Source organism: Pseudomonas sp. FA117 (genome assembly GCF_057370475.1).
Genome location: NZ_CM170675.1, coordinates 983,327 through 1,004,638, shown reverse-complemented (window position 1 = coordinate 1,004,638; position 21,312 = coordinate 983,327). Strand labels below are relative to the sequence as shown.

The following is a 21,312-nucleotide window of genomic DNA, read 5'->3' as shown; positions in this document are numbered from 1 at the left end:
GGGAGCCGCTCTTGCTGGCGACTGCTTAGTGGGCGGCCCACTCGATCTTGGAGATGTCGACGCCGTCTTTGTACATGTCCCACAGCGGCGACAGTTCACGCAGTTTGTTCACGGCCTTGCAGACTTCCTGCGCGGCGTAGTCGACTTCTTCTTCGGTGGTGAAGCGGCCGAAGGAGAAGCGGATCGAGCTGTGCGCCAGCTCGTCGTTGCGGCCCAGGGCGCGCAGAACATAGGACGGCTCGAGCGACGCGGAGGTGCAGGCCGAACCGGACGATACGGCGATGTCCTTGAGCGACATCAGCAGCGACTCGCCTTCCACGTAGTTGAAGCTCAGGTTCAGGTTGTGCGGCACGCGCTGGGTCTGGCTGCCGTTGACGTACAGCTCTTCGAGGTCGGAAACCTGCTTGAAGAAGCGGTCGCTCAGGGCCTTGATGCGCTGGTTTTCCGCAGCCATTTCCTGCTTGGCGATGGCGAAGGCTTCGCCCATGCCGACGATCTGGTGGGTCGGCAGGGTGCCCGAACGCATGCCGCGCTCATGGCCACCACCGTGAATGATGGCTTCCAGGCGCACACGCGGCTTGCGGCTGACGTACAGCGCGCCGATGCCCTTGGGACCGTAGACCTTGTGTGCGGAGAACGACATCAGGTCGACCTTGGTCTTCTGCACATCGATCTCGACCTTGCCGGCCGACTGTGCGGCATCGACATGGAACAGCACGCCGCGCGAGCGGGTCAGTTCACCGATGGCGGCGATGTCGTTGATCGAGCCGACTTCGTTGTTCACGTGCATCAGCGAGACGAGGATGGTGTCGTCGCGCAGCACCGCCTCGACCATCGCCGGGGTGACGATGCCGTCTTCACCGGGTTCGAGGTAGGTGACTTCGAAACCTTCGCGCTCGAGCTGGCGAGCGGTATCCAGGACCGCCTTGTGCTCGATCTTGGAGGTGATGATGTGCTTGCCCTTGGTCTGATAGAAGTGCGCGACGCCCTTGAGTGCCAGGTTGTCGGACTCGGTGGCACCGCTGGTCCAGACGATCTCGCGCGGGTCGGCGTTGATCAGCTCGGCGACCTGGCGACGGCCGTTCTCGACCGCTTCCTCGGCGCGCCAGCCGAACACGTGGGAGCGCGACGCCGGGTTACCGAAGTTCCCGTCGACCAGCAGGCAGTCGGCCATTTTCTGGGCGACGCGGGGATCGACCGGGGTGGTCGCGGAGTAATCGAGGTAGATCGGCAACTTCATTGAGTATCTCCTATCAGGCGTTGGCGTCGCTCGTCGCTGCTATCAGTCGACGGCTGACGTCTCAATCTTGTCCAGCTGGGCAACGCGACCGGCGACTCGACGCAGGTCCTGGCGCTGGGCGACTTCCTGCACCTCTCGGCGCATGACGAGGTCAGCCAGGCTGATGCCGCTGAGGAATTCGTGGATCTGCTGGCTGAGGTCGCACCACAGGTGGTGGGTCAGGCAGGTGTCCCCGGCATGGCAGTCCCCGAGCCCCTGGCAGCGAGTGGCATCGACCGACTCGTTGACCGCATCGATCACCTGGGCGACCTGGATGGTTTCCATGCCCCGCGACAGCTGGTAGCCGCCACCCGGACCGCGCACGCTGGATACCAGGCTGCTGCGGCGCAGCTTGGCGAACAGCTGCTCCAGGTAGGAGAGGGAGATGCCCTGGCGCTCGGAAATATCGGCCAAGGATACCGGCCCATGCTGCGCGTGCAGCGCCAGGTCGAGCATGGCGGTGACGGCGTAACGGCCTTTGGTAGTCAATCGCATGGCTATGGGTACCACGGGAGTTACGGGATGGGTGCGAGTATGCGATTCCCGAGCATTTAAGTCAACTATAAGACCTAGTGCTTTAGTCGGATTTGCGTGCGGGAAGCGGGCGCGATAATAGCAGACACGGGGCGCGAGCACACGCCCCGCGTGTCAGGCCGGCGCAATCAATGCGGCGTAGTGTCGCCCTGCGCGGCCTGCTTGACCTCGGCGAAGTCTTCGTCCGGCAAGGCCGGCAGCGCCTTGGCACAGTAGTCACTGCCCAGGTTGGTCAGTGCCCCGCACATCCCCTCCAGGCGCTCGTCGACGGCCTGCAGATGGTCGAGCATCTGGCCGATGGCACGCGCCACCGGGTCGGGCATGTCGCCACTGACGCCATAGGCATCGAAGCCGATCTTCTCGGCCATCGCCTTGCGCTTGGCCTCGACTTCGCTGTCTTCGCTCTTGACGATGATCCGCCCGGGGATGCCCACCGCGGTGGCACCGGCCGGCACCGCCTTGGTGACCACGGCGTTGGAGCCGATCTTGGCGCCGGCGCCGACGGTGAACGGCCCGAGCACCTTGGCGCCCGCCCCCACCACCACGCCGTTTTCCAGGGTCGGGTGGCGCTTGCCCTTGTTCCAGCTGGTGCCACCCAGGGTAACCCCTTGATAGAGGGTGACATCGTCGCCGATCTCGGCGGTTTCACCGATGACGATGCCCATGCCGTGGTCGATGAAGAACCGCCGGCCGATGGTGGCGCCGGGGTGGATCTCGATGCCGGTCATCCAGCGCCCGAAGTTGGACACCAGGCGCGCCAGCCACTTGAAGTCGCGCTTCCACAGCGCATTGCCCAGGCGGTGCAGCCAGATGGCGTGCATGCCGGGGTAGCAGGTCAGCACCTCGAAGGCGTTGCGCGCTGCCGGGTCGCGATGGAATACGCTCTGGATGTCTTCACGCAGACGTTCGAACATGGTTTCAGTCCTTCCGTTTGTGCGCATCACCCCGGACGACCTTCTGGGTCTCGGTCAGGATGCCGCGCAAAATGCTCATTTCCGAACGATTGACCGAACTGCGCCCATACAACCTGCGCAGACGCGGCATCAGGTGCTTGGGCTTTTCCGGGTCAAGGAAGCCGATATCGACCAGGGTCTTCTCCAGGTGGTCGTAGAACAGCTCCATTTCGTCCATGGTCGCCAGGTCGCTGGCGTCAACCTTCTCGACCTTGCCCGGTGCCTCTGCGCCTGCCAGCCAGGCCATGCGCACCTCGTAGGAGAGCACCTGGACGGCCGCCGCGAGATTCAGCGAGCTGAAGTCGGGGTTCGAGGGAATGTGCACGTGGAAGTGACATCGCTGCAGTTCTTCGTTGGTCAGCCCGGCGTGTTCGCGGCCGAACACCAGGGCGATCTCCTCGCCGCCGGCGGCGTGCTCCACCGACTTGGCGCCGCATTCGCGCGGGCCGATCAGCGGCCAGGGGATGCTGCGCTCGCGCGCGCTGGTGCCCATGACCAGGTTGCAGCCGACCAGCGCGTCTTCAAGGCTTTCGACGACCCGGGCATTGGCCAGGATATCGTCGGCCCCCGAGGCGCGAGCGCTGGCATCGGCGGATGGGAACTCCTTCGGTTGCACCAGCACCAGGCGCGACAAGCCCATGTTTTTCATGGCACGAGCAGCGCCGCCGATGTTGCCGGGGTGGCTGGTATTGACCAGAACAACACGAATATTCTGCAGCAAGGTGTCGAGCTCACGGATACGGTTGAAGGGGGAAACGATCTTACCTAAGCGACGGGCGTAACGCCACGAAAGCGAATGTCACCCTTCTGCCGGAACAGTTTTCTGATAGACTATGCGGCTTTCTTCTTTAACATCCCCAGGTGAAACGCCCATGCAGCCTATGCTGAATATCGCCCTGCGCGCCGCTCGCAGCGCCAGTGAACTGATTTTCCGCTCCATCGAACGCCTGGACAGCATCAAGGTCGACGAGAAAGAGGCCAAGGACTACGTCTCCGAGGTCGATCGCGCCGCCGAGAAAGTCATCGTCGACGCCCTGCGCAAGGCCTACCCGAACCACTCGATCCAGGGTGAAGAAACCGGCCTGCACGCCGGCAGCGGTGAAGAAGGCAAGGACTACCTGTGGATCATCGATCCGCTGGACGGCACCACCAACTTCCTGCGTGGCGTTCCGCACTTCGCGGTCAGCATCGCCTGCAAATACCGCGGCCGCCTCGAGCACGCGGTCATCGTCGACCCTGTCCGCCAGGAAGAATTCACCGCCAGCCGTGGCCGTGGCGCCCAGCTCAATGGCCGTCGCCTGCGCGTCAGCTCGCGCACCAGCCTGGAAGGTGCCCTGCTGGGCACCGGCTTCCCGTTCCGCGACAACCAGATGGCCGACCTGGACAACTACCTCGGCATGTTCCGCGCCCTCACCGGCCAGACCGCCGGCATCCGCCGCGCCGGTTCCGCTGCACTGGACCTGGCCTACGTTGCCGCCGGCCGTTTCGACGCCTTCTGGGAGTCGGGCCTGTCCGAGTGGGACATGGCTGCAGGCGTGCTGCTGATCCAGGAAGCGGGTGGCCTGGTCAGCGACTTCAACGGTGGCCATGACTTCCTCGACAAGGGCCACATCGTGGCTGGCAACATCAAGTGCTTCAAGGCGGTGCTGACGGCGATCCAGCCGCACCTGCCGGAAAACCTGAAGCGCTGAGTCAGGGCTTCGGATGCAAAAAAGCACCCCGCGGGGCCCCCGCGAGGTGCTTTTTTTGTGCCTGTTTTCTGTGGCTCTGCTGGCCCGCGACAAGGCCAGCATTCAGATCACTGCCCGGGCTGTGCCTGGCTCAGCACCAGCTTGCCGTTCTTGTCCAGCGGGATGGTCGAGCCCGGCTCGTGGTCCATCTTCACCACGCCAGCCTGGTCACCGATGGTGTACTTCACGTTGTAGCCGACCACCTTGTCGCTGATGTCGTTGACCGTGTTGCAGCGCGTCTGCGTGGTGGTGTAGGTGTCACGCTGCTGCATGCCTTCCTGGACCTTGTTGCCGGCATAGCCACCACCGACCGCACCGGCGACCGTGGCGATCTTCTTGCCGGTGCCGCCGCCGATCTGGTTGCCCAGCAGGCCACCGGCCAGCGCACCGACCACGGTACCGGCGATCTGGTGCTGGTCCTGCACCGGACGCTGACGGGTCACGGTCACGTCCTTGCACACTTCGCGCGGCGTCTTCACCTGTTGCTTGATCGGCTGTACGTCAGTGACCTGGGCATATTCCGGCCCTTTGTTGACCAAGCTGTAGGTCGCCACAGCACCTCCGGCTGTAACACCGACAGCACCCAGAACCGCACCCACCAGCATTGATTTGTTCACGTGGAATCTCCTGATCATACCTGCGGGACACTGCCCGCCTTCTCCCTGCCTTGGAGCAAAAAAAAAGGCGCGAGTTCAACACTCGCGCCTCTCTTTGCGCCAGACGGCGCAGGACAAGCCCTTACGGACGGTCGTCCACACCCTCGGCCTTGACCGGCGGGATCAGGTCTTCGCTGTTCAGGTTCAGCCAGATCAGCACCACGTTGGCGATGTAGATCGACGAGTAGGTACCCGCCATGACGCCGATGAACAGCGCCAGCGAGAAGCCGAACAGGTTGTCGCCACCGAAGAACAGCAGCGCAGCGATCGCCAGCAGGGTCGACACCGAGGTGGCGATGGTGCGCAGCAGGGTCTGGGTGGTCGAGACGTTGATGTTCTCGATCAGCGAGGCCTTGCGCATCACCCGGAAGTTCTCGCGCACCCGGTCGAACACGACGATGGTGTCGTTGAGCGAGTAACCGATGATCGCCAGCACCGCCGCCAGCACCGTCAGGTCGAAGGTGATCTGGAAGAACGAGAGGATGCCCACGGTCACGATCACGTCGTGGATCAGCGAGATGATCGCACCCACCGCAAACTTCCACTGGAAGCGGAACGCCAGGTAGATCAGTACCCCGCCCAGCGCCAGCAGCATGCCCAGGCCGCCCTGGTCACGCAGCTCTTCACCGACCTGCGGGCCGACGAACTCGACACGCTTGACGGTGGCCGGGTTGTCGCCGCCGAGTTTCTGCAGCGCCTGGGCAACCTGGTTGCCCAGCTGCGGGTCATCGCCCGGCATGCGCACCAGCAGGTCGGTGGTGGCACCGAAGCTCTGCACGATGGCCTCGTGGAAGCCCGACTCGACCAGCTCGGCACGCACGGCCTTGAGGTCGGCCGGACGCTCGTAGGTCAGCTCGATGAGCGTACCGCCGGTGAAGTCCAGGCCGAAGTTCAAGCCCTTGTGCCACCAGCTGAACAGCGCCAGGACGGTCAGAAGGACGGTGACGGCGAACGCAACGTTGCGCACGCCCATGAAGTTGATGGTTTTCATCGCGACTCCCTCAAACCCACAGCTTCTTGATGTCACGCCCGCCACAGGCCAGGTTGACCATTGCGCGGGTCACCATGACGGCGGTGAACATCGAGGTGAAAATCCCGAGGGACATGGTGACCGCGAAGCCCTTGACCGGGCCGGTACCCATGGCGAACAGGATGCCGCCGACCAGCAGGCTGGTCAGGTTGGCGTCGATGATCGCGGTGTAGGCGCGGTTGAAGCCTTCGTGGATGGCGCGCTGCACCGACATGCCGTTTTTCAGTTCCTCGCGAATCCGCGAGAAGATCAGCACGTTGGCGTCGACCGCCATACCCATGGTCAACACGATACCGGCGATACCCGGCAGGGTCAGGGTCGCGCCCAGCAGCGACATCAGCGCCAGCAGCAGCACCATGTTGCCGGTCAGGGCGATGGTGGCGATCACGCCAAAACCACGGTAGATGGCGATGATGAACAGCGAGACGAACAGCATGCCCCACAGCGACGCATCGACACCCTTGGTGATGTTGTCGGCACCCAGGCTTGGACCGATGGTACGTTCTTCGGCGAAGTACATCGGCGCGGCCAGACCACCAGCACGCAGCAGCAGGGCCAGTTCGGACGACTCACCCTGGCCGTTCAGGCCGGTGATGCGGAACTGGCTGCCCAGTGGCGACTGGATGGTCGCCAGGCTGATGATCTTCTTCTCTTCCTTGAAGGTCTGGATCGCGACATCTTTCTCGACACCGTCGACCACCTGCTTCTCGTAGCGGGTCATCGGGCGCTGCTCGATGAAGATCACCGCCATGCTGCGACCGACGTTGCTGCGCGTGGCGCGGCTCATCAGCTCGCCGCCGTGGCCATCGAGACGGATGTTCACCTGCGGACGGCCATGCTCGTCGAAGCTCGCCTGGGCATCGGTGACCTGGTCACCGGTGATGATCAGGCCGCGCTCGACCGCAGCCGAACGGTTGCCGTCACGGAACTCGAAGACTTCGGTGGTGGCCTTGGACGCACCCGGCTCGGCGCCGAAGCGGAACTCCAGGTTGGCGGTCTTGCCGAGAATACGCTTGGCTTCGGCAGTGTCCTGCACGCCCGGCAGCTCGACCACGATGCGGTTGGCGCCCTGGCGCTGAACCAGCGGCTCGGCCACGCCCAGCTCGTTGACACGGTTGCGCACGGTGGTCAGGTTCTGCTTGATCGAGTATTCGCGGATTTCGGCGACCTTGGCCTGGGTCAGCGCCAGGCGCAGCACCGAGAGGTCGTTGCGCTCGGTGGTGGTGATGTCGAAATCATTGAAATTCTTGCGGACCAGGGCTCGTGCCTGTTCGCGGGTGGCGTCGTCGGAGAAGCCCAGCATGATGCTGCCGTCCTGCTGAGGCAGGCTGCGGTAGCGCACGCGCTCTTTGCGCAGCAGGGTCTTCACTTCGCCGTCGTAGACCTTCAGGCGGGCGCTCATGGCCTTGTCCATGTCCACTTCCAGCAGGAAGTGCACACCACCGGAGAGGTCCAGGCCCAGCTTCATCGGGCTGGCACCCAGGTTGCGCAGCCACTGCGGCGTGGTCTGGGCCAGGTTCAGCGCAACGACGTAGTCGTCACCCAGGACCTTGCGCACCACATCCTTGGCCGGCAGTTGGTCTTCCTGGTTGGTCAGGCGCACCAGCGCACTGCCCTTCTCGCCCAGGCTGCCACCCTTGACGGTGATCCCGGCATCGCTCAGCGCCTTGGTGGCGCGGTCGAGGTCGGCCTGGCTCACTTGCAGTGCGGAACTTGCGCCGCTGATCTGCACCGCCGGGTCATCCGGGTAGAGGTTGGGAGCGGAATAAATAAAGCCGACCGCCAGTACCACCAGGATCAGCAGGTATTTCCACAGAGGGTATTTGTTCAGCATCACGCCGCCCGTTCAAGACGCGGGGCGCTTTGCGCGCCCCGACTGGAAAAAATGAAACCGGTAACTCAGATAGCCTTGAGCGTACCTTTTGGCAGGGTCGCGGCGATGGCGCCCTTCTGGAACTTCAGCTCGACGTTGTCGGACACTTCCAGCACCACGAAATCGTCGGAAACCTTGACGATCTTGCCGGCGATACCGCCGTTGGTGACCACTTCGTCACCCTTCTGCAGTGCGCCGAGCAGGTTCTTCTGCTCTTTGGCACGCTTGGCCTGTGGGCGCCAGATCATCAGGTAGAAGATGACCAGGAAGCCGACCAGGAAGATCCACTCGAAACCGGTACCGGCCGGGCCGGCGGCAGGGGCTGCAGCGTCCGCGTAAGCGGCGGGAATCAGAAAGCTCATGTAGCACTCCAGTTGCTGAATTTAGTTATGTGTGCGAACAGTCAGTCCAAAGGCGGAACGGGAAGTCCGCGCTTGGCGTAGAAGGCGTCGACAAAGGCGGCCAATTTACCCTGTTGAATAGCCTCGCGTAAACCGGCCATCAAGCGCTGGTAATGGCGCAAGTTGTGGATGGTATTCAGCATGCTGCTCAGCATTTCGCCGCACTTGTCCAGATGATGCAGGTAGGCGCGGGAGAAGTTGGTGCAGGTATAGCAGTCACAGGTCGGATCCAGCGGCGAATCATCGTGGCGATGGAACGCGTTGCGGATCTTGATCACCCCTGTATCGACGAACAGATGGCCGTTGCGCGCGTTGCGTGTGGGCATCACGCAGTCGAACATGTCGACGCCGCGGCGCACACCCTCAACCAGATCTTCGGGTTTGCCTACCCCCATAAGGTAACGAGGTTTGTCAGCAGGCATCTGTGCCGGCAGGTAATCCAGCACCTTGATCATTTCGTGCTTGGGTTCGCCCACCGACAGGCCGCCGATGGCCAGGCCGTCGAAGTCGATGTTGACCAGCGCTTCCAGCGAGCGCATGCGCAGGTCCTGGTACATGCCGCCCTGGACGATGCCGAACAGCGCCGCGGTGTTGTCGCCGTGGGCGTTCTTCGAGCGCTGGGCCCAGCGCAGCGACAGCTCCATGGAAGTGCGCGCCACATCGTGCTCGGCCGGGTACGGCGTGCACTCGTCGAAGATCATCACGATGTCCGACCCCAGGTCGCGCTGCACCTGCATCGACTCTTCCGGGCCCATGAACACCTTGGAGCCGTCGACCGGCGAGGCGAAGGTCACGCCCTCTTCCTTGATCTTGCGCATCGCGCCCAGGCTGAACACCTGGAAGCCGCCGGAGTCGGTGAGGATCGGGCCTTTCCACTGCATGAAGTCGTGCAGGCCGTTGTGCTTCTTGATCACCTCGGTGCCCGGGCGCAGCCACAGGTGGAAGGTGTTGCCCAGGATGATCTCGGCGCCGATGGCCTCGATGTCCCGCGGCAGCATGCCCTTGACCGTGCCATAGGTGCCCACCGGCATGAACGCCGGGGTTTCCACGGTGCCACGGGGGAAGGTCAGCCGACCGCGACGGGCCTTGCCGTCGGTGGCCAGCAGTTCGAAGGACATTCGACAGGTGCGACTCATGCTTGATCCTCGGGGCCGCGTGGCGCCGGATTGCGGGTGATGAACATGGCATCACCGTAACTGAAGAAGCGGTACCCCTGCTCGACCGCCGCCGCGTAGGCGGCCATGGTCTCGGGATACCCCGCAAAGGCCGAGACCAGCATCAGCAGCGTGGACTCAGGCAAATGGAAGTTGGTCACCAGCGCATCGACCACATGGAACGGCCGGCCCGGGTAGATGAAGATGTCGGTGTCGCCACTGAAGGGCTTGAGCACGCCATCGCGCGCCGCGCTCTCCAGCGAACGCACGCTGGTGGTGCCCACCGCGATCACCCGCCCGCCACGGGCACGGCACGCCTCGATGGCATCGACCACGTCCTGGCTCACTTCGAGCCACTCCTTATGCATGTGGTGGTCTTCGATCTTGTCGACCCGCACCGGCTGGAAGGTTCCAGCCCCCACGTGCAGGGTGACGAAGGCGCGCTCGACGCCCTTGGCGGCGATCTGTTCCAGCAGCGCCTCGTCGAAGTGCAGGCCGGCGGTGGGCGCCGCGACAGCCCCGGCACGCTCGGCGTACACGGTCTGATAGCGCTCACGGTCGGCGCCCTCGTCCGGGCGGTCGATGTATGGCGGCAGCGGCATGTGGCCGACGCGCTCGAGCAGCGGCAGCACTTCTTCGGTGAAGCGCAGCTCGAACAGCGTCTCGTGGCGCGCGACCATCTCGGCCTCGCCACCGCCGTCGACCAGCACCGTGGCGCCGACTTTCAACGCCTTGCTGGCGCGCACATGGGCGAGCACGCGGTGGCTGTCGAGCACGCGTTCGATCAGCACTTCCAGCTTGCCGCCGGAAGCTTTCTGGCCGAACAGCCGCGCCGGGATGACCCGAGTGTTGTTGAACACCATCAGGTCGCCCGGGCGCAGGTACTCGAGCAAATCGGTGAAGCGCCGGTGCGCCAGCTCCCCGCTCGGCCCGTCGAGGACCAGCAGACGGCTGCCATGGCGCTCGGCCAGGGGATGACGGGCGATGAGGGAATCGGGAAGTTCGAAGGAAAAATCGGCGACGCGCATGATCGTGTTCGGTTTGGCAGGGCCGGGAAGTTTAGCCCAATGCATGAAAATTGACCATGAAAGCCGATTGACCGGCTCGGGGAGCCTCTCTATACTGCGGCGCCACAAGCCCTGATGGCGGAATTGGTAGACGCGGCGGATTCAAAATCCGTTTTCGAAAGGAGTGGGAGTTCGAGTCTCCCTCGGGGCACCAAGATCCAGAAAAAACCGACCGAATGGTCGGTTTTTTTGTGCCCACGATTTGTGGGCCGTACCGCCCGCCACGTCGCCCCTGTGGGAGCGGCCTCGTGCCGCGAAAGGGCCACAACGCGGCCCCGACAATCTAACTATCACCCAATTCCATCAGCCCCCACTCCGTCGATCAACCGCCCACACTCCTCCGCCACCAACCGCCCGATAATCCGAATGGCCTGATGAATCCCCGCCGCCCCCCGCACACTCAACTGCGGGTTGTGCTCACACTCCAGCAGCTCATCGTGCTGCGCCAGAGCCTCGCCCAGCAGCTCCAGCGTCCAGGCGTAGGACTGAATCGTCGACAGTCGTTCATGGTCAGTCATGGCGCACCTGCCTGTTTTCGCGGGTGGCCTGGGTGTGAATGGGGTAGAAGCGGTGTGGTCGAGGCTTTGGAGAGGCAGACCACAGGTGGAGAGCGGATGCGAGGATCCTGTAGGGGATAGCGGTAAGCATGCATGAAACTCCAAGTTGGGTTGGAGCTGCCACGCATCGTCGCCAAACAAGTGGGTGGCAGCTGTACGCAGGTTGGCGAACCGGGAACTTGGAACCCGGCAGACCCGAAGGTCTCCCACGCACAGCCGCCATGGCACGAGGCTGCGGACGCAAAAAAAGCGCCTGCAATCGTGTGGGGCGCTGTTGCGCCAAGTTTTCCCGGGTCGCCAAACCCGGCCGCGGAGGTTGCCGCGACGGAGGGAATTTATGCTTTACGGGGGATCAGCGCAAGGTTTGGGGCTGGCGGATGGGGAAGTTGACCGACAGTTGGGAATGGTCTGACGGACTTGATGAAGTAACAGGACTACCGTCCGTATACCACTCTGTTAACCCCCAACTAATCCAACTGCCGAACACTGTCTGCAACTCGGCGCCAAAGGTGCCGCGCCCCCCCCCACGACAGACAGGTAATTTCGAGATGAAGGCGATACTGGCATTGGTGCTTGGCGGTCTTTCCAGCGCGGCGATGGCCGATGAAGTCGCACAGGATGTCGTGCAGACTCCGGTCGAGCAGTACACCTACTCGCAGCACCTGGACATTGCCCGGGTGATCTCCGTTAGCGAAGTGCCCAACGTTCGCGAATTGGTGCCCGCGCGGATGGTCTATGAAGACTCCAAGGGCCAACGACATACGCTGGAATACACAGCGATAGGGAAAGACTACTCTGGGGGCTGAAGCGTTCAGGGAGGTGACTGCGGGCAAGGCAGAACTGCATTGTCGAATGGGCCCAGCCCTTAGCGCATGGTCATGGTCACGGCCTATCAAGCGGCTCGGGAATGAACCCCTGTTCCCTCAGCGCCTTGATCACCCCGCGTACCAGGTAATTGCTGGAGAAAGCAAGAGTGTACTGCCTTGCGCCCGGACTAACCGGCAGCAGCGCTATTTATGGCTTTCAGTGGAATCGAATCGGGACTTGCGAAGGATCCAGTGAGAGCTACGACCGCCGTAGCATCAACGTTCACGCCTTGATGAATCCATAGGTCACCCACATCCAAGCGAAGCCAAAGGCCGTCAGCCACGTGGATACCTGTAGAGCCAACTTGAGTTTTGCAGGAAAGTTGTCTAGTTCTTCGATGTCCAGATGCCCTCGGCGCATATGTACGCCAGGCCAAGTGAGTATTCCACAAAGAAACGTTATCAGCAGCCACCGAGCGCCAAAGCGCCGCGTGCCCAAAAACAGTTTCATTTGCTCCAGGCCGGGATGACTTTGGATAGCCGAGGTTGCAACAGTGAAATTTCTTGTACCCGCGATGAATGCACTGACCGCACAACCGGCCAAGGCGATCACGAACGGACACGCCAGCATTATCCACTTCAGCCACACGGGCCAACATTCGAACTCAGTCATAATGTGTTTCGTAGATCAGCTCGCCCATTTGCTCACCGCCCTCCGCACCGGCGATGCTCCCAGCAAAAGCCCCTCCCCCGACCAGCGCAATGCCACATACCGGCGCCCCGAAACCTGCGGTACCAGCAGAGAACACCCCACATACAGCAAGCGCAGTGATCCCAGCAATCTTGCCACCCACGATCCCTCCTGCTAGCCCCCCACCGAAAGCTCCTGCCTCAGACAAACGAATTTTCTTGCAGGCTTCGGTTTCCCCTGCACGGCAGGCCTTCTGAACTTTCAGATAGGACGATGTACCACCTAAGCCAATTCCGACATGCCCACCATACCTAAGGTACTTACTAAGCTTCGCCACTTTGTCCAAGTATGTGGCGTACCCAGGAATCTGCCCTGGCCCACCGGCTTTCGACCAATGATGCACAAGGCTCTTGGTAGAAATATTCAAGCTTTTCTTCAGCTTCTCGTATGCCCCTAGATTCAGATGTTTATTAAGAAAAGTCGCCTTCAGCTGACCATTTAGCTGTTCCAATAACAGTCGTCGCTCGGCGAGGAACGATGGACTATTCAGATGGCCATGGCGCAGAAATTCTTGCTGATGCAAGCGCTCGATGTTGCCAAGTGTGCTGCTAAGCTGCCGGAGGCCATGGTCCATCATGTCCTTACCCACGCCCATGGAGAGACTGGCGTCACTAAGCAGTCCGGCAATTTCAGCCTGATACTCCATCATGAAATCTGAATCGGCAAAATCGAGTACAGCCAAGGAACGTCGCGCGCGCTCGGCGGCCGCCATGAGTTGGCCCTCCTCCTGGGTGCAGGCATAACCGTTATCCGGATCGCCGATGACGAAGATTTCCCCTGCCTTGAACCCCTGCTCGAAAGTCGGGTTCAGGCGTTGCAGGTACGAAATGGGCAAGGTCGAATCATGGCTAGCCAGCTCCAACAGAATCTGCGAGAACGACATGCTCCGGGGCACCACATAGAATCCCGGCTGGATCTGCCCAGGCAACCCGCCAACCATGGCGGGCGAAGCCCCTGCTAAAGCGCTAGAGCTCCCAGGGCCAGCGGATTTGAGGCTAGTGCTTACGGCAACCGGTAATCGCGGCGGGGGCATTTCCCCTAAAGGCGCCACCACCCGGTTGCTACCCTCTGGGCAACCGCAATCAACTAACGCGCCATCCATAGCGACTGGCTGGCCATCCGAGATGAAGTGCCACACCCCTTCGACGACCTTTCCTTCCAGCCCGCAAAGTGGACAAGGTGTGGTGGGATCCCCCATCCTCAGGACCATTCGTCCCTCGTCAAGGTAACCTTCCCCGGTGGCGATGCAAATCGCACCTGTGGTGGTCACGTCACCGTCTACTGCTTGGCCAAGCCCATCCAGACTGACGCGCATTTCAGAGTCCCTTGCGAACTGTAGGAGCGAAAAACCTAACAGCTAAGAAGGGGCAAATGAGGCGTCGAGCAGCTAACGAGACGATTCCTACGAGCAACGCGGATTTAGGACTAGTCACGGCCTAGCGATTTGGGAACTAGAGCCCTCCCCCTTTTTGTTCACTCTCGAAAATAAAAAAAGGGGACAGGCCCAAACTTACTTAATGTGCTTAGGGTGCCCATTTTTCTGACCTCTGCCCTTGCTGACCGACCGAGCGGCATGCGGTATCGGTCAGGGGAGCAGTAGTACGAGCCATAAGGGTCGGCGTTTTTCAAGGTAGTTGTCGCGTCAACCATCCAACTATGCGGCTTGCTTCACGTGCTGTTGTTCCCGATCAGGGTTCAGAAGCACGGTACCAATTGGCTCCCAGTTGCGAGTGCGTCCTGACCATCGCTCCGGATTCCTATTTCGAGCGCGCTCATAGAGTTCGTGGCGCAGGGCAAGGATTTGCCTGTCCTGGCCTCGATGACGCTCTGCTGGCGTGACGAAGCGGATTCGGCTGTGTCGGTGTTCGTGGTTGTACCAACGGATAAAATCACGCACCCAGCATCGTGCAGCATCCAAGGTCTCGAAGCCCTTGGTCGGCCATTGCGGGCAGTACTTCAGTGTTCTGAAAAGTGCCTCCGAGTATGGATTGTCATTACTGACACGCGGCCTGCCGCGGGACGGTGTTATGCCCAGCTCGTACATCTTGCTCAGCAAAGTGGCCGATTTCATCGGCGTGCCGTTGTCCGAGTGCAACACCAACGGCTCTCTCAAGCACTGTTCGCTGATTACACTTCTCTGCAGCAACACTGCAGCTTTGGCGCCGTCTTCGTTCTCGTGTACCTCCCAGCCCACAGTCTTGCGGCTGTAGATGTCTTCGATCAGGTACAGGTAGTAATACTTTCCACGCACCGAAGATGGCAAGTATGTGATGTCCCACGACCACACCCGGTTAGGTGCGCGGGCAGCATGCGTTGTCGGCTCGGCATGACGCCCAGGGCGCTGAGCGCGCCCTCGGCGTTCTCGCTGTCCAGCAGCCCGAAGCACCCGGTAGAAGGTCGACTCCGAGCCTATGTAGAGCTGCTTGTCGGCCAGCCTCGGCACGATCTGGCTAGGTGGCAAGTGAGCATACTCAGCGCTGTTGCACAGGTTGAGAATCGCTTGTCGCTCGTGCTCGCTCAGCGCGTTTGGTGGGGTTGCGCGAACTGTAGTTGTGCGTGCATCAGCCGCCACTTCTTCCGTTTGAGTCCAGCGCTGCAACGTTCGGAGCGTCAAGCCAACTTCCTGACATGCCGTCAATTTCCGAGCTCCGGAATTAATCGCCTCAGTCAACCAAGTCACCAGCAGTTGCCGTTCCGGCAAAGCAGTCAATTGTCCTCGTCGTCTACTCCCCAGTAGTCGTTGAGCTTTTTTCGCAGCACCAGTAACGCGGCTGTTTCAGCCAGCGCCTTATCCTTGCGGCGCAGCTCGCGCTCGAGCTGTTTAATACGTTTCTGATCCTGACGGGCCTGCTCCCGATCAACCTTGGGCTGCGCTTTTGGAGGGGCCATCCCACTCAGGAACGCTTGCCGCCAGGCAGCAATCTGCTCCGGATACAAGCCTTTGCGACGGCAGTATTCACCCACCTCGATCTCGGACAAGCTGGCACATTCAGCCACAGCTGCGAATCTCATTTCTGCCGACCAGCTCTCGGTCGGGTGTTTGGGATCGGTCACCACCACACATCCTTCGGCACTGGCTCGTTTGCGCCAGGTATACAGCGACATTTCAGTAACGCCCTCACGCCTAGCGACTTCGGCCATCGTCAGGTTGAGTGGAGGACCCAGCATCTTGAGCAGTTCGGCTTTGCGCTCAGAGGAATAGTACGGCATAACGGCTCTCTTTCAGCCCCCGGGGTCTGGTTTCAGGTAAATCTGGCGAGGCGACAACTATCCTGACACCGGGGGAGGGCTTGAAAACCTAAGGTCTTCAGCTTTCGAAGGGCGCCGATTTATTTATTCGGAGTTTCCGTGCAGATCCTTGGGCCTTGTGAGAATGCGCATGCTCGTGAACCGCTTTATTGAGGGCGGAAGGCCTCATTAATTACAAGAGTTTTAGAGAATATTGAGTGAGCGACCGATTATCATGCCTTAGCACGAGAGTGAAGTCTTCAGCGTGCACATCGTGGCACTCTGCGCCTGGCTAGCCTATGCTGCTACCTCGCCAACAGAGACGGCCCAAAGCCACTTTGCACTGATAATCAGATCGTGATCACTGAACGACAACCATCACGCCTTACCTGAAGCAAGGCTGGAGTAATGACTAATCGTCTTCTTGCTTATTAGGACCAGCGATCTTCTCCCACTCGATACCCAATCCTTTAAACTTTTGAGCAAAAGGTACAACTATCAACGCTAAAGCCGCGCCAATCAAGCTAATACGTTCCGCAGTTAACATATCTCGATCGTATTCTATTTTAACGTAGAAGTCGCCAATCACTAGCACAAAAAGAACAAATGACACACTCCAACAAACTACGGTGAATTTCTCACTCGCATTGTCCCGCCGAACCCTCAGATCTGCTTTCCTGTCTGCTTGCTCCTTGACCGCCAACGCCTCAAATGTTGGAAAGAGAGTGTGATCGATGACATTTATCTCTCCTTGCTCGTTAAACGAATGAAGCAGAAATGGAGATGAGCCTTTAAAATTAGTAGACACAATGAATACGGGAACTGAGTTAGCACCTAGAGCCTTTCGATAGTCAATCATATTTTCATAAATAAAGCCCCCCGGACCTTCTTCATGTATCTTGGCTTCCTTGACCTCCACAATTGCTAGATACTCATTCGTTTTAGGATCTATGAGTGCAAAGCTTGGCCTGTAACATTGCATGTGCCGCACCGGCTGTATACCCGGCTGATAGGCAATCGACTCCTTAGGATAGCCTATAGACAATAAATATTCGAAAAAAGATTTCTCCAACTTGCGATCGTAGTCAATCACCATTTACTCAAAATCCATTAAAGTTCAACGTACACACTCCAATTAAACCGCACCAGTTAGATAGCCAATCAAAGCTTGCTAGAGTATTCTGGAACCACCTTTAAGTTTGGATATTTTTTCTCAACAATTGAAATGGCATCATTTAGATTATTCGCATCTACCGTTTCAGTAAATCCGACCAAATCCGAATGAAGCACTTCTCCGCTTTCGTTGACACGCTGATTTCTATCCCAAAATTCACGATAATCGCGGTCTCGCCCTTCGCGAATCACTGAAACTGAATAAGTGTATTTTTTCGCCACAATTTCAAACTCCCTTTAATTTTTAACTTAAAAAATCTAAAGCCATAATTAAGCATTTCGTGCACAGCTATCGTTCTTCTATAAAGACATTACACATTCTCTTGGTATTTTACCAGACCTTCCAAGGGAACACTGCCATATCAGCACAGGACAAAAAAGACCAACCGAAGATAGGAGTATAATTTTAAAAATTGCAACCTGGAGTTTATCTAGCCGTTTAAATAAGTTATTTCTCTGCTTAGGTAATTCTCCGCGCGGTTAGGTTTATTGAGTAAAACCTAGGAGATTGCTTTTGCCTTTATTACTATTCGCGAGAGGCATAATCATCTTCCCTAGATATTTTTTCATGTTGATTTCTGCGCTTCTCAAACGACAGCTTCGAGTCGTTTGCAGCCATTCGTGAAAAAGGGTGATAAATCAGCCACTTTTGGCGGCCCCTTTTTGGCTACAACTGGATGATTCGCACTTTTCTCTTCTGTTTTTTTGAGTCCCGCCAAACTTCCACACGAAACTGCTGACCAATAGGTAGCTCAGGCTTAGGTCGTGGCAAGTGCGACTTACGCATCTTATTTTCAACTTGGAGGATGGTGTCTTGCCCAAGACTATTCAGAGGTAATTCCAGTTGCGTAGCTAGCAGAGGCGTGCTTTCAAATGAGTCTTTTAATTCAGCCATGAAGCGCGGCTCAGACCTTACTTCATCACCAAGAATCAGTTCAGCCTTCAGCATTGCTTGCTCAGCGGTAACTTCTCCCCTCTGAACCTTATAAAACAACCGCTGCAACTCACCCAAAGAGCCATTATATTTCTTAGTTTTTGGCTTTATTTTATCATAAGAAAAAGGTATAACGGCCTGAGCAGCTAAAAAACTTCCTACTGCGCTTACCTGAGCTTGTATAGTTTGCAGCCCTGAAATAAACGAACCGTACTGACCTATACCCAAATAAAGTGCGCCAAGGGTAGCGGCAATTTTAGCGCCGCCCTTTATTGACCCTTCTTGAACTTCAAGGGCAAGTGAATAATCTGGAATCTTTAGTGAGCTTTCAACATACACCTCCCACTTATCAAACAATTTAGTAGAGTATTGTTCGAATTCGTGCCGAGGCAGACTCGGTACGTCGATATAAAAATCCGTGCCGCCGAGGTAAATCATACTCAATCCATGTGAATTTTTATACTTATCAATTCTAAGAGCAGGCAGCATAACTGCTCACTCCTAGGCGCAGGCTATCTTTTTGCCATCATGATGTCCACTGATGGATCCCCCCTTTATCCACCAGCTCCTAAGGATCAGCTGTGAGTCGCATTCTGCGAGCCGAAATCCTCCGTTTATCGGTTTGAAGAGTGAACACTATGTGCCACATTTCTAAGGCCTTGCTTGAGATAACCAAACTCGCTAGGCCACTCAACATCTGCAGCCGCAGAATCGTCCCCCACATCATCCCGCCAAGAATGCTGAGTGTTATCAGGGATCAAGGCCCCTGCGACCTGTGGGGTTGTCCTCTAACGCGGGACTGGCGGCTCCTTACGACCGGGAGCAAGGGCATCTCATGATCTGGCCTCCTGAACACCGTTACCGGTGGGCGGGTGGAGGCTGCATTGGCTGACGAGACCAGTGCCTGAAGATCCTGAGCGGGTGAACATAGCGATGCGATGACCGGGGCATACCTGACTGTCAGTCAGGTGCAGTCCAATCCATGGCCTGCGGCACCATCATCTTCAGCGCTATTGCTGGTGACATCGGCGTTTGTCACGCCGATTGTCACGAGTGGAGTAGCCGCAAAGCCAAATGCGATAAGGGCTGCAGCAGTGTTAGAAGCGCCCGTCTCTTTCCAGGAGAAAGAGACGGGCGCAGGTTGGCGCGAGATTCGACCAAGCGGACAGGTTGCTGCAGGGCAGCGAAGTAGAAAGTGTTGTCTGGCGCACGAGGGCCATGATCTGAAGTAGGCATCCATCACCGGGGAGGTGACCGGGCGAACTGCCGGACGCGAATCGCCATTTGGGGGGGAGAACCACCGCAAGAACGGCGTGACCTTGAAGGCTCGGGTCACCTGGGGTGCTGTCAACGACAGCCTTTGCACTATCTTTTCTGCCCCCGCAATTCTAGAGGGTCAAGCGATGTGTCCCGCATGGTTTTGCGATTGAAAATGGTATTGGGCGTGAGCGGATTACCGAGGCAACCAGTGGCCGATGTGATGCTTTTGATCTTTTTAGGTGAGGTCCATCCAAACAGGGCGGCTTTGCAGCCCTGTTTGGATGGACCCGCATGGAAAGCGGATCACCGAAACTTCAAAGCCGTGCGCTCACTCGGCTGCGCCACGCCTTGCTCTTAGGCTAGAAACGTTTGCTCCGGTCTGATTCGCGAACTCATGCGGCGAGATATGCTCGCTCCGATTGGCTTCGAGGTAACGGCTCCACCAACTCATGATCATACGCCGTTCCTCCATGAACTCGGCCTTGTGGATATACGCCGCCCGAACGTTGTTGCGCTCCCTGTGGCTCATCTGCCGTTCGATAGCCGTCTCTGACCAAAGCCCGGACTCGACCAAGGCACTGCACGCCATGGAGCGGAAACCATGCCCGCAGATTTCGGTCTTAGTGTCGTACCCCATGTTCCGCAAAGCGCTGTTGACCGTGTTCTCGGACATAGGCTTCCACGAGCGAGCGTCACTGGTGAACACCAGATCGAAGTACCCCGTGATCGCATGAATCTGTTCGAGCAATGCCACCGCCTGCGGTGACAGGGGAACGAGATGGATGTCGCCCGCCATCTTCGTCCCTCTGGTCGAATACGGCACGCCGTCCAACGCGGGCCGCGTGTCAGGTATCTCCCAAATACCACGCCTCAGGTCGAACTCACTCCAACGTGCGAAGCGCAACTCGCTGGAGCGTACGAACACATGAAGCGACAGCATGACTGTCAGCCGAGTGAGCGTGCGTCCCTTGTAGTTCTCGATGCGATCCATCAACTCAGGCAGACGTGGCAGCGGGAGTGCAGGCCGGTGCGTAACCCGTGGTGCGCTGATGAAGCCCTCAAGGTCATATGCAGGGTTCACCGTGATCAGCCGCTGCCGCTTCGCATCACGCATGATGCTTTGCAGGTAGTTTTGTACCCTCAAGGCCACATCGATCGTGCCGCGTTTCTTGATCTCTTCCAGCGGCTGCATGAGGTCGAAGGTATCCAGATCAACGATGGCGCGTGCGCCGAGCAGCGGGAATACGTGAGTCTTCAAACGACTCAGCACAGTCCTCGAATGGCCAGGCGCCCACTTCACGGACATTTCCTTATGCCAGTCCAAGGCAACGCGTTCGAATGTGTGGCCTCTGACAATCGCCTCGGCCTTGGCCTGCTGCTTGGACGCAATCGGATCAATGCCTTCAGCCAGCATCCGCTTATTCTCCAGACGCTTCTGCCGAGCATCTGCAAGCCCGATGACGGGGTAGTTGCCAAACGAGGTCAGCCCCTCTCGCCCATCCGGTTTCACATACCGGAAGCGCCAGCCCTTGCGGCCATTGGGGTAAACGAGGAGGTAAAGACCGTCACCGTCGAAAAGCTTGTATGGGCGGTCAGTAGCTTTGGCCGAGCGGCATGCGGTGTCGGTCAGGGGAGCAGTAGTACGAGCCATAAGGGTAAAACCCTTTATCGAATCGACTTTATCCCAAACGCTACCCCTAAATCGGCTGGCAGCTGTCGGAATCCGACAGAACGCCATAACGAAAAAACCCGCCAGAAGGCGGATTTTACGGGGGTTCCAGAGATTTTGGTAGCCTTCGCTGGAACCTGAACTGGTGCCGGAGACAGGAATCGAACCTGCGACCTTCGCGTTACGAGTGCGCTGCTCTACCGACTGAGCTACACCGGCGTGAGCGCAACGCTACCACTGCCGCCGCACATCTGCAA

The 21,312-nt window shown here is 58.9% G+C and carries 20 protein-coding genes, 2 tRNA genes and 1 pseudogene; 3 read left to right on the top strand and 20 right to left on the bottom strand.

The window, feature by feature from the left end:
• Positions 1 to 25 precede the first annotated feature (25 nt).
• The 4 genes from AC1TXO_RS04695 to trmJ all read right to left on the bottom strand — a co-directional run bounded on the left by AC1TXO_RS04695 (position 26) and on the right by trmJ (position 3,487).
• Entirely contained in the window at positions 26 to 1,240 is a 1,215-nt protein-coding gene (locus AC1TXO_RS04695) for an IscS subfamily cysteine desulfurase (protein WP_486405244.1), read from the bottom strand.
• Positions 1,241 to 1,282: 42 nt separating this feature from the next.
• A complete protein-coding gene (gene iscR, locus AC1TXO_RS04690) occupies positions 1,283 to 1,774 on the bottom strand; it encodes a Fe-S cluster assembly transcriptional regulator IscR (protein ID WP_050704358.1) in 492 nt (163 codons plus the stop codon).
• 167 nt (positions 1,775 to 1,941) lie between these two features.
• The gene (gene cysE, locus AC1TXO_RS04685; RefSeq protein WP_486405243.1) at positions 1,942 to 2,727 is read right to left on the bottom strand and encodes a serine O-acetyltransferase; all 786 of its coding nucleotides are present in this window, start codon (positions 2,725 to 2,727) and stop codon (positions 1,942 to 1,944) included.
• A gap of 4 nt (positions 2,728 to 2,731) precedes the next feature.
• Positions 2,732 to 3,487, bottom strand: coding sequence for a tRNA (cytosine(32)/uridine(32)-2'-O)-methyltransferase TrmJ (trmJ, locus tag AC1TXO_RS04680; protein WP_486405242.1), 756 nt, complete (start codon positions 3,485 to 3,487; stop codon positions 2,732 to 2,734).
• A gap of 151 nt (positions 3,488 to 3,638) precedes the next feature.
• Here trmJ and suhB point away from each other — a divergent pair, with 151 nt between their 5' ends.
• A complete protein-coding gene (gene suhB / locus AC1TXO_RS04675) occupies positions 3,639 to 4,457 on the top strand; it encodes a type III secretion system regulator SuhB (protein ID WP_486405241.1) in 819 nt (272 codons plus the stop codon).
• Between the two features lie 107 nt (positions 4,458 to 4,564).
• Here suhB and AC1TXO_RS04670 read toward each other — a convergent pair whose 3' ends face one another.
• The 6 genes from AC1TXO_RS04670 to queA all read right to left on the bottom strand — a co-directional run bounded on the left by AC1TXO_RS04670 (position 4,565) and on the right by queA (position 10,638).
• Positions 4,565 to 5,113 carry a glycine zipper 2TM domain-containing protein gene (locus AC1TXO_RS04670; RefSeq protein WP_486405240.1) on the bottom strand — a complete coding sequence of 183 codons (549 nt, stop codon included), beginning with the start codon at positions 5,111 to 5,113 and terminating at the stop codon, positions 4,565 to 4,567.
• 121 nt (positions 5,114 to 5,234) lie between these two features.
• Positions 5,235 to 6,143 (bottom strand): protein translocase subunit SecF, encoded by a 909-nt coding sequence (secF, locus tag AC1TXO_RS04665; protein WP_486405239.1) that lies wholly within the window; start codon positions 6,141 to 6,143, stop codon positions 5,235 to 5,237.
• 10 nt (positions 6,144 to 6,153) lie between these two features.
• Entirely contained in the window at positions 6,154 to 8,016 is a 1,863-nt protein-coding gene (gene secD, locus AC1TXO_RS04660) for a protein translocase subunit SecD (protein ID WP_486405238.1), read from the bottom strand.
• 65 nt (positions 8,017 to 8,081) lie between these two features.
• Positions 8,082 to 8,417: a preprotein translocase subunit YajC gene (gene yajC / locus AC1TXO_RS04655; RefSeq protein ID WP_054892542.1), complete on the bottom strand. Its 336-nt coding sequence runs from the start codon at positions 8,415 to 8,417 to the stop codon at positions 8,082 to 8,084.
• Positions 8,418 to 8,458: 41 nt separating this feature from the next.
• Positions 8,459 to 9,574: a tRNA guanosine(34) transglycosylase Tgt gene (gene tgt, locus AC1TXO_RS04650; RefSeq protein WP_162144435.1), complete on the bottom strand. Its 1,116-nt coding sequence runs from the start codon at positions 9,572 to 9,574 to the stop codon at positions 8,459 to 8,461.
• A 14-nt stretch (positions 9,575 to 9,588) separates the two neighbouring features.
• On the bottom strand, positions 9,589 to 10,638 hold the full coding sequence (gene queA / locus AC1TXO_RS04645; protein WP_486405237.1) for a tRNA preQ1(34) S-adenosylmethionine ribosyltransferase-isomerase QueA: 1,050 nt from the start codon (positions 10,636 to 10,638) through the stop codon (positions 9,589 to 9,591).
• Positions 10,639 to 10,746: 108 nt separating this feature from the next.
• Between queA and AC1TXO_RS04640 the strand changes: the two genes are divergently transcribed.
• Positions 10,747 to 10,831 (top strand) — tRNA-Leu (locus tag AC1TXO_RS04640).
• Between the two features lie 136 nt (positions 10,832 to 10,967).
• Here the strand turns inward: AC1TXO_RS04640 and AC1TXO_RS04635 are convergent.
• A complete protein-coding gene (locus tag AC1TXO_RS04635) occupies positions 10,968 to 11,195 on the bottom strand; it encodes a hypothetical protein (protein ID WP_486405236.1) in 228 nt (75 codons plus the stop codon).
• A gap of 587 nt (positions 11,196 to 11,782) precedes the next feature.
• On the opposite strand from AC1TXO_RS04635, the gene AC1TXO_RS04630 reads away from it, so the two are divergent.
• Complete coding sequence (locus AC1TXO_RS04630; RefSeq protein WP_486405235.1) at positions 11,783 to 12,040, top strand: DUF2790 domain-containing protein; 258 nt, start codon at positions 11,783 to 11,785, stop codon at positions 12,038 to 12,040.
• Between the two features lie 76 nt (positions 12,041 to 12,116).
• On the opposite strand, the pseudogene AC1TXO_RS04625 reads toward AC1TXO_RS04630, so the two are convergent.
• The 9 genes and pseudogenes from AC1TXO_RS04625 to AC1TXO_RS04585 all read right to left on the bottom strand — a co-directional run.
• Positions 12,117 to 12,242: pseudogene (locus AC1TXO_RS04625) on the bottom strand (Fic family protein); the annotation flags it as partial.
• A gap of 81 nt (positions 12,243 to 12,323) precedes the next feature.
• Positions 12,324 to 12,713: a hypothetical protein gene (locus AC1TXO_RS04620; protein ID WP_486405234.1), complete on the bottom strand. Its 390-nt coding sequence runs from the start codon at positions 12,711 to 12,713 to the stop codon at positions 12,324 to 12,326.
• A complete protein-coding gene (locus tag AC1TXO_RS04615) occupies positions 12,706 to 14,106 on the bottom strand; it encodes a PAAR domain-containing protein (RefSeq protein ID WP_486405233.1) in 1,401 nt (466 codons plus the stop codon). Before AC1TXO_RS04615 ends, AC1TXO_RS04620 begins: the two co-directional genes overlap by 8 nt.
• Positions 14,107 to 14,445: 339 nt before the next feature.
• Positions 14,446 to 16,001, bottom strand: a protein-coding gene (locus tag AC1TXO_RS04610) for an IS3 family transposase (protein ID WP_486402409.1) whose coding sequence is annotated in 2 segments (ribosomal slippage) — positions 14,446 to 15,536 and positions 15,536 to 16,001 — 1,557 coding nt in all. Because the reading frame shifts where the segments join, the coding sequence is not laid out codon by codon here.
• A gap of 430 nt (positions 16,002 to 16,431) precedes the next feature.
• Positions 16,432 to 17,115 carry a hypothetical protein gene (locus AC1TXO_RS04605; RefSeq protein ID WP_486405232.1) on the bottom strand — a complete coding sequence of 228 codons (684 nt, stop codon included), beginning with the start codon at positions 17,113 to 17,115 and terminating at the stop codon, positions 16,432 to 16,434.
• Between the two features lie 65 nt (positions 17,116 to 17,180).
• On the bottom strand, positions 17,181 to 17,414 hold the full coding sequence (locus AC1TXO_RS04600; RefSeq protein WP_486405231.1) for a hypothetical protein: 234 nt from the start codon (positions 17,412 to 17,414) through the stop codon (positions 17,181 to 17,183).
• A gap of 445 nt (positions 17,415 to 17,859) precedes the next feature.
• Entirely contained in the window at positions 17,860 to 18,615 is a 756-nt protein-coding gene (locus tag AC1TXO_RS04595; RefSeq protein ID WP_486405230.1) for a hypothetical protein, read from the bottom strand.
• Positions 18,616 to 19,714: 1,099 nt separating this feature from the next.
• Positions 19,715 to 21,037, bottom strand: coding sequence for a tyrosine-type recombinase/integrase (locus AC1TXO_RS04590; protein ID WP_486405229.1), 1,323 nt, complete (start codon positions 21,035 to 21,037; stop codon positions 19,715 to 19,717).
• A gap of 161 nt (positions 21,038 to 21,198) precedes the next feature.
• Positions 21,199 to 21,274 (bottom strand) — tRNA-Thr (locus AC1TXO_RS04585).
• Positions 21,275 to 21,312: the final 38 nt, after the last annotated feature.

What these genes read in the sequence shown, in the direction of transcription:
- tgt (WP_162144435.1), bottom strand. Translation starts at nt 9,574, where the DNA reads ATGTCCTTCGAACTGCTGGCCACCGACGGCAAGGCCCGTCGCGGTCGG.
- AC1TXO_RS04605 (WP_486405232.1), bottom strand. Translation starts at nt 17,115, where the DNA reads ATGGTGATTGACTACGATCGCAAGTTGGAGAAATCTTTTTTCGAATAT.
- yajC (WP_054892542.1), bottom strand. Translation starts at nt 8,417, where the DNA reads ATGAGCTTTCTGATTCCCGCCGCTTACGCGGACGCTGCAGCCCCTGCC.
- queA (WP_486405237.1), bottom strand. Translation starts at nt 10,638, where the DNA reads ATGCGCGTCGCCGATTTTTCCTTCGAACTTCCCGATTCCCTCATCGCC.
- AC1TXO_RS04630 (WP_486405235.1), top strand. Translation starts at nt 11,783, where the DNA reads ATGAAGGCGATACTGGCATTGGTGCTTGGCGGTCTTTCCAGCGCGGCG.
- secF (WP_486405239.1), bottom strand. Translation starts at nt 6,143, where the DNA reads ATGAAAACCATCAACTTCATGGGCGTGCGCAACGTTGCGTTCGCCGTC.
- iscR (WP_050704358.1), bottom strand. Translation starts at nt 1,774, where the DNA reads ATGCGATTGACTACCAAAGGCCGTTACGCCGTCACCGCCATGCTCGAC.
- cysE (WP_486405243.1), bottom strand. Translation starts at nt 2,727, where the DNA reads ATGTTCGAACGTCTGCGTGAAGACATCCAGAGCGTATTCCATCGCGAC.
- AC1TXO_RS04590 (WP_486405229.1), bottom strand. Translation starts at nt 21,037, where the DNA reads ATGGCTCGTACTACTGCTCCCCTGACCGACACCGCATGCCGCTCGGCC.
- AC1TXO_RS04595 (WP_486405230.1), bottom strand. Translation starts at nt 18,615, where the DNA reads ATGCTGCCTGCTCTTAGAATTGATAAGTATAAAAATTCACATGGATTG.
- secD (WP_486405238.1), bottom strand. Translation starts at nt 8,016, where the DNA reads ATGCTGAACAAATACCCTCTGTGGAAATACCTGCTGATCCTGGTGGTA.
- AC1TXO_RS04635 (WP_486405236.1), bottom strand. Translation starts at nt 11,195, where the DNA reads ATGACTGACCATGAACGACTGTCGACGATTCAGTCCTACGCCTGGACG.
- AC1TXO_RS04695 (WP_486405244.1), bottom strand. Translation starts at nt 1,240, where the DNA reads ATGAAGTTGCCGATCTACCTCGATTACTCCGCGACCACCCCGGTCGAT.
- suhB (WP_486405241.1), top strand. Translation starts at nt 3,639, where the DNA reads ATGCAGCCTATGCTGAATATCGCCCTGCGCGCCGCTCGCAGCGCCAGT.
- AC1TXO_RS04615 (WP_486405233.1), bottom strand. Translation starts at nt 14,106, where the DNA reads ATGCGCGTCAGTCTGGATGGGCTTGGCCAAGCAGTAGACGGTGACGTG.
- AC1TXO_RS04620 (WP_486405234.1), bottom strand. Translation starts at nt 12,713, where the DNA reads ATGACTGAGTTCGAATGTTGGCCCGTGTGGCTGAAGTGGATAATGCTG.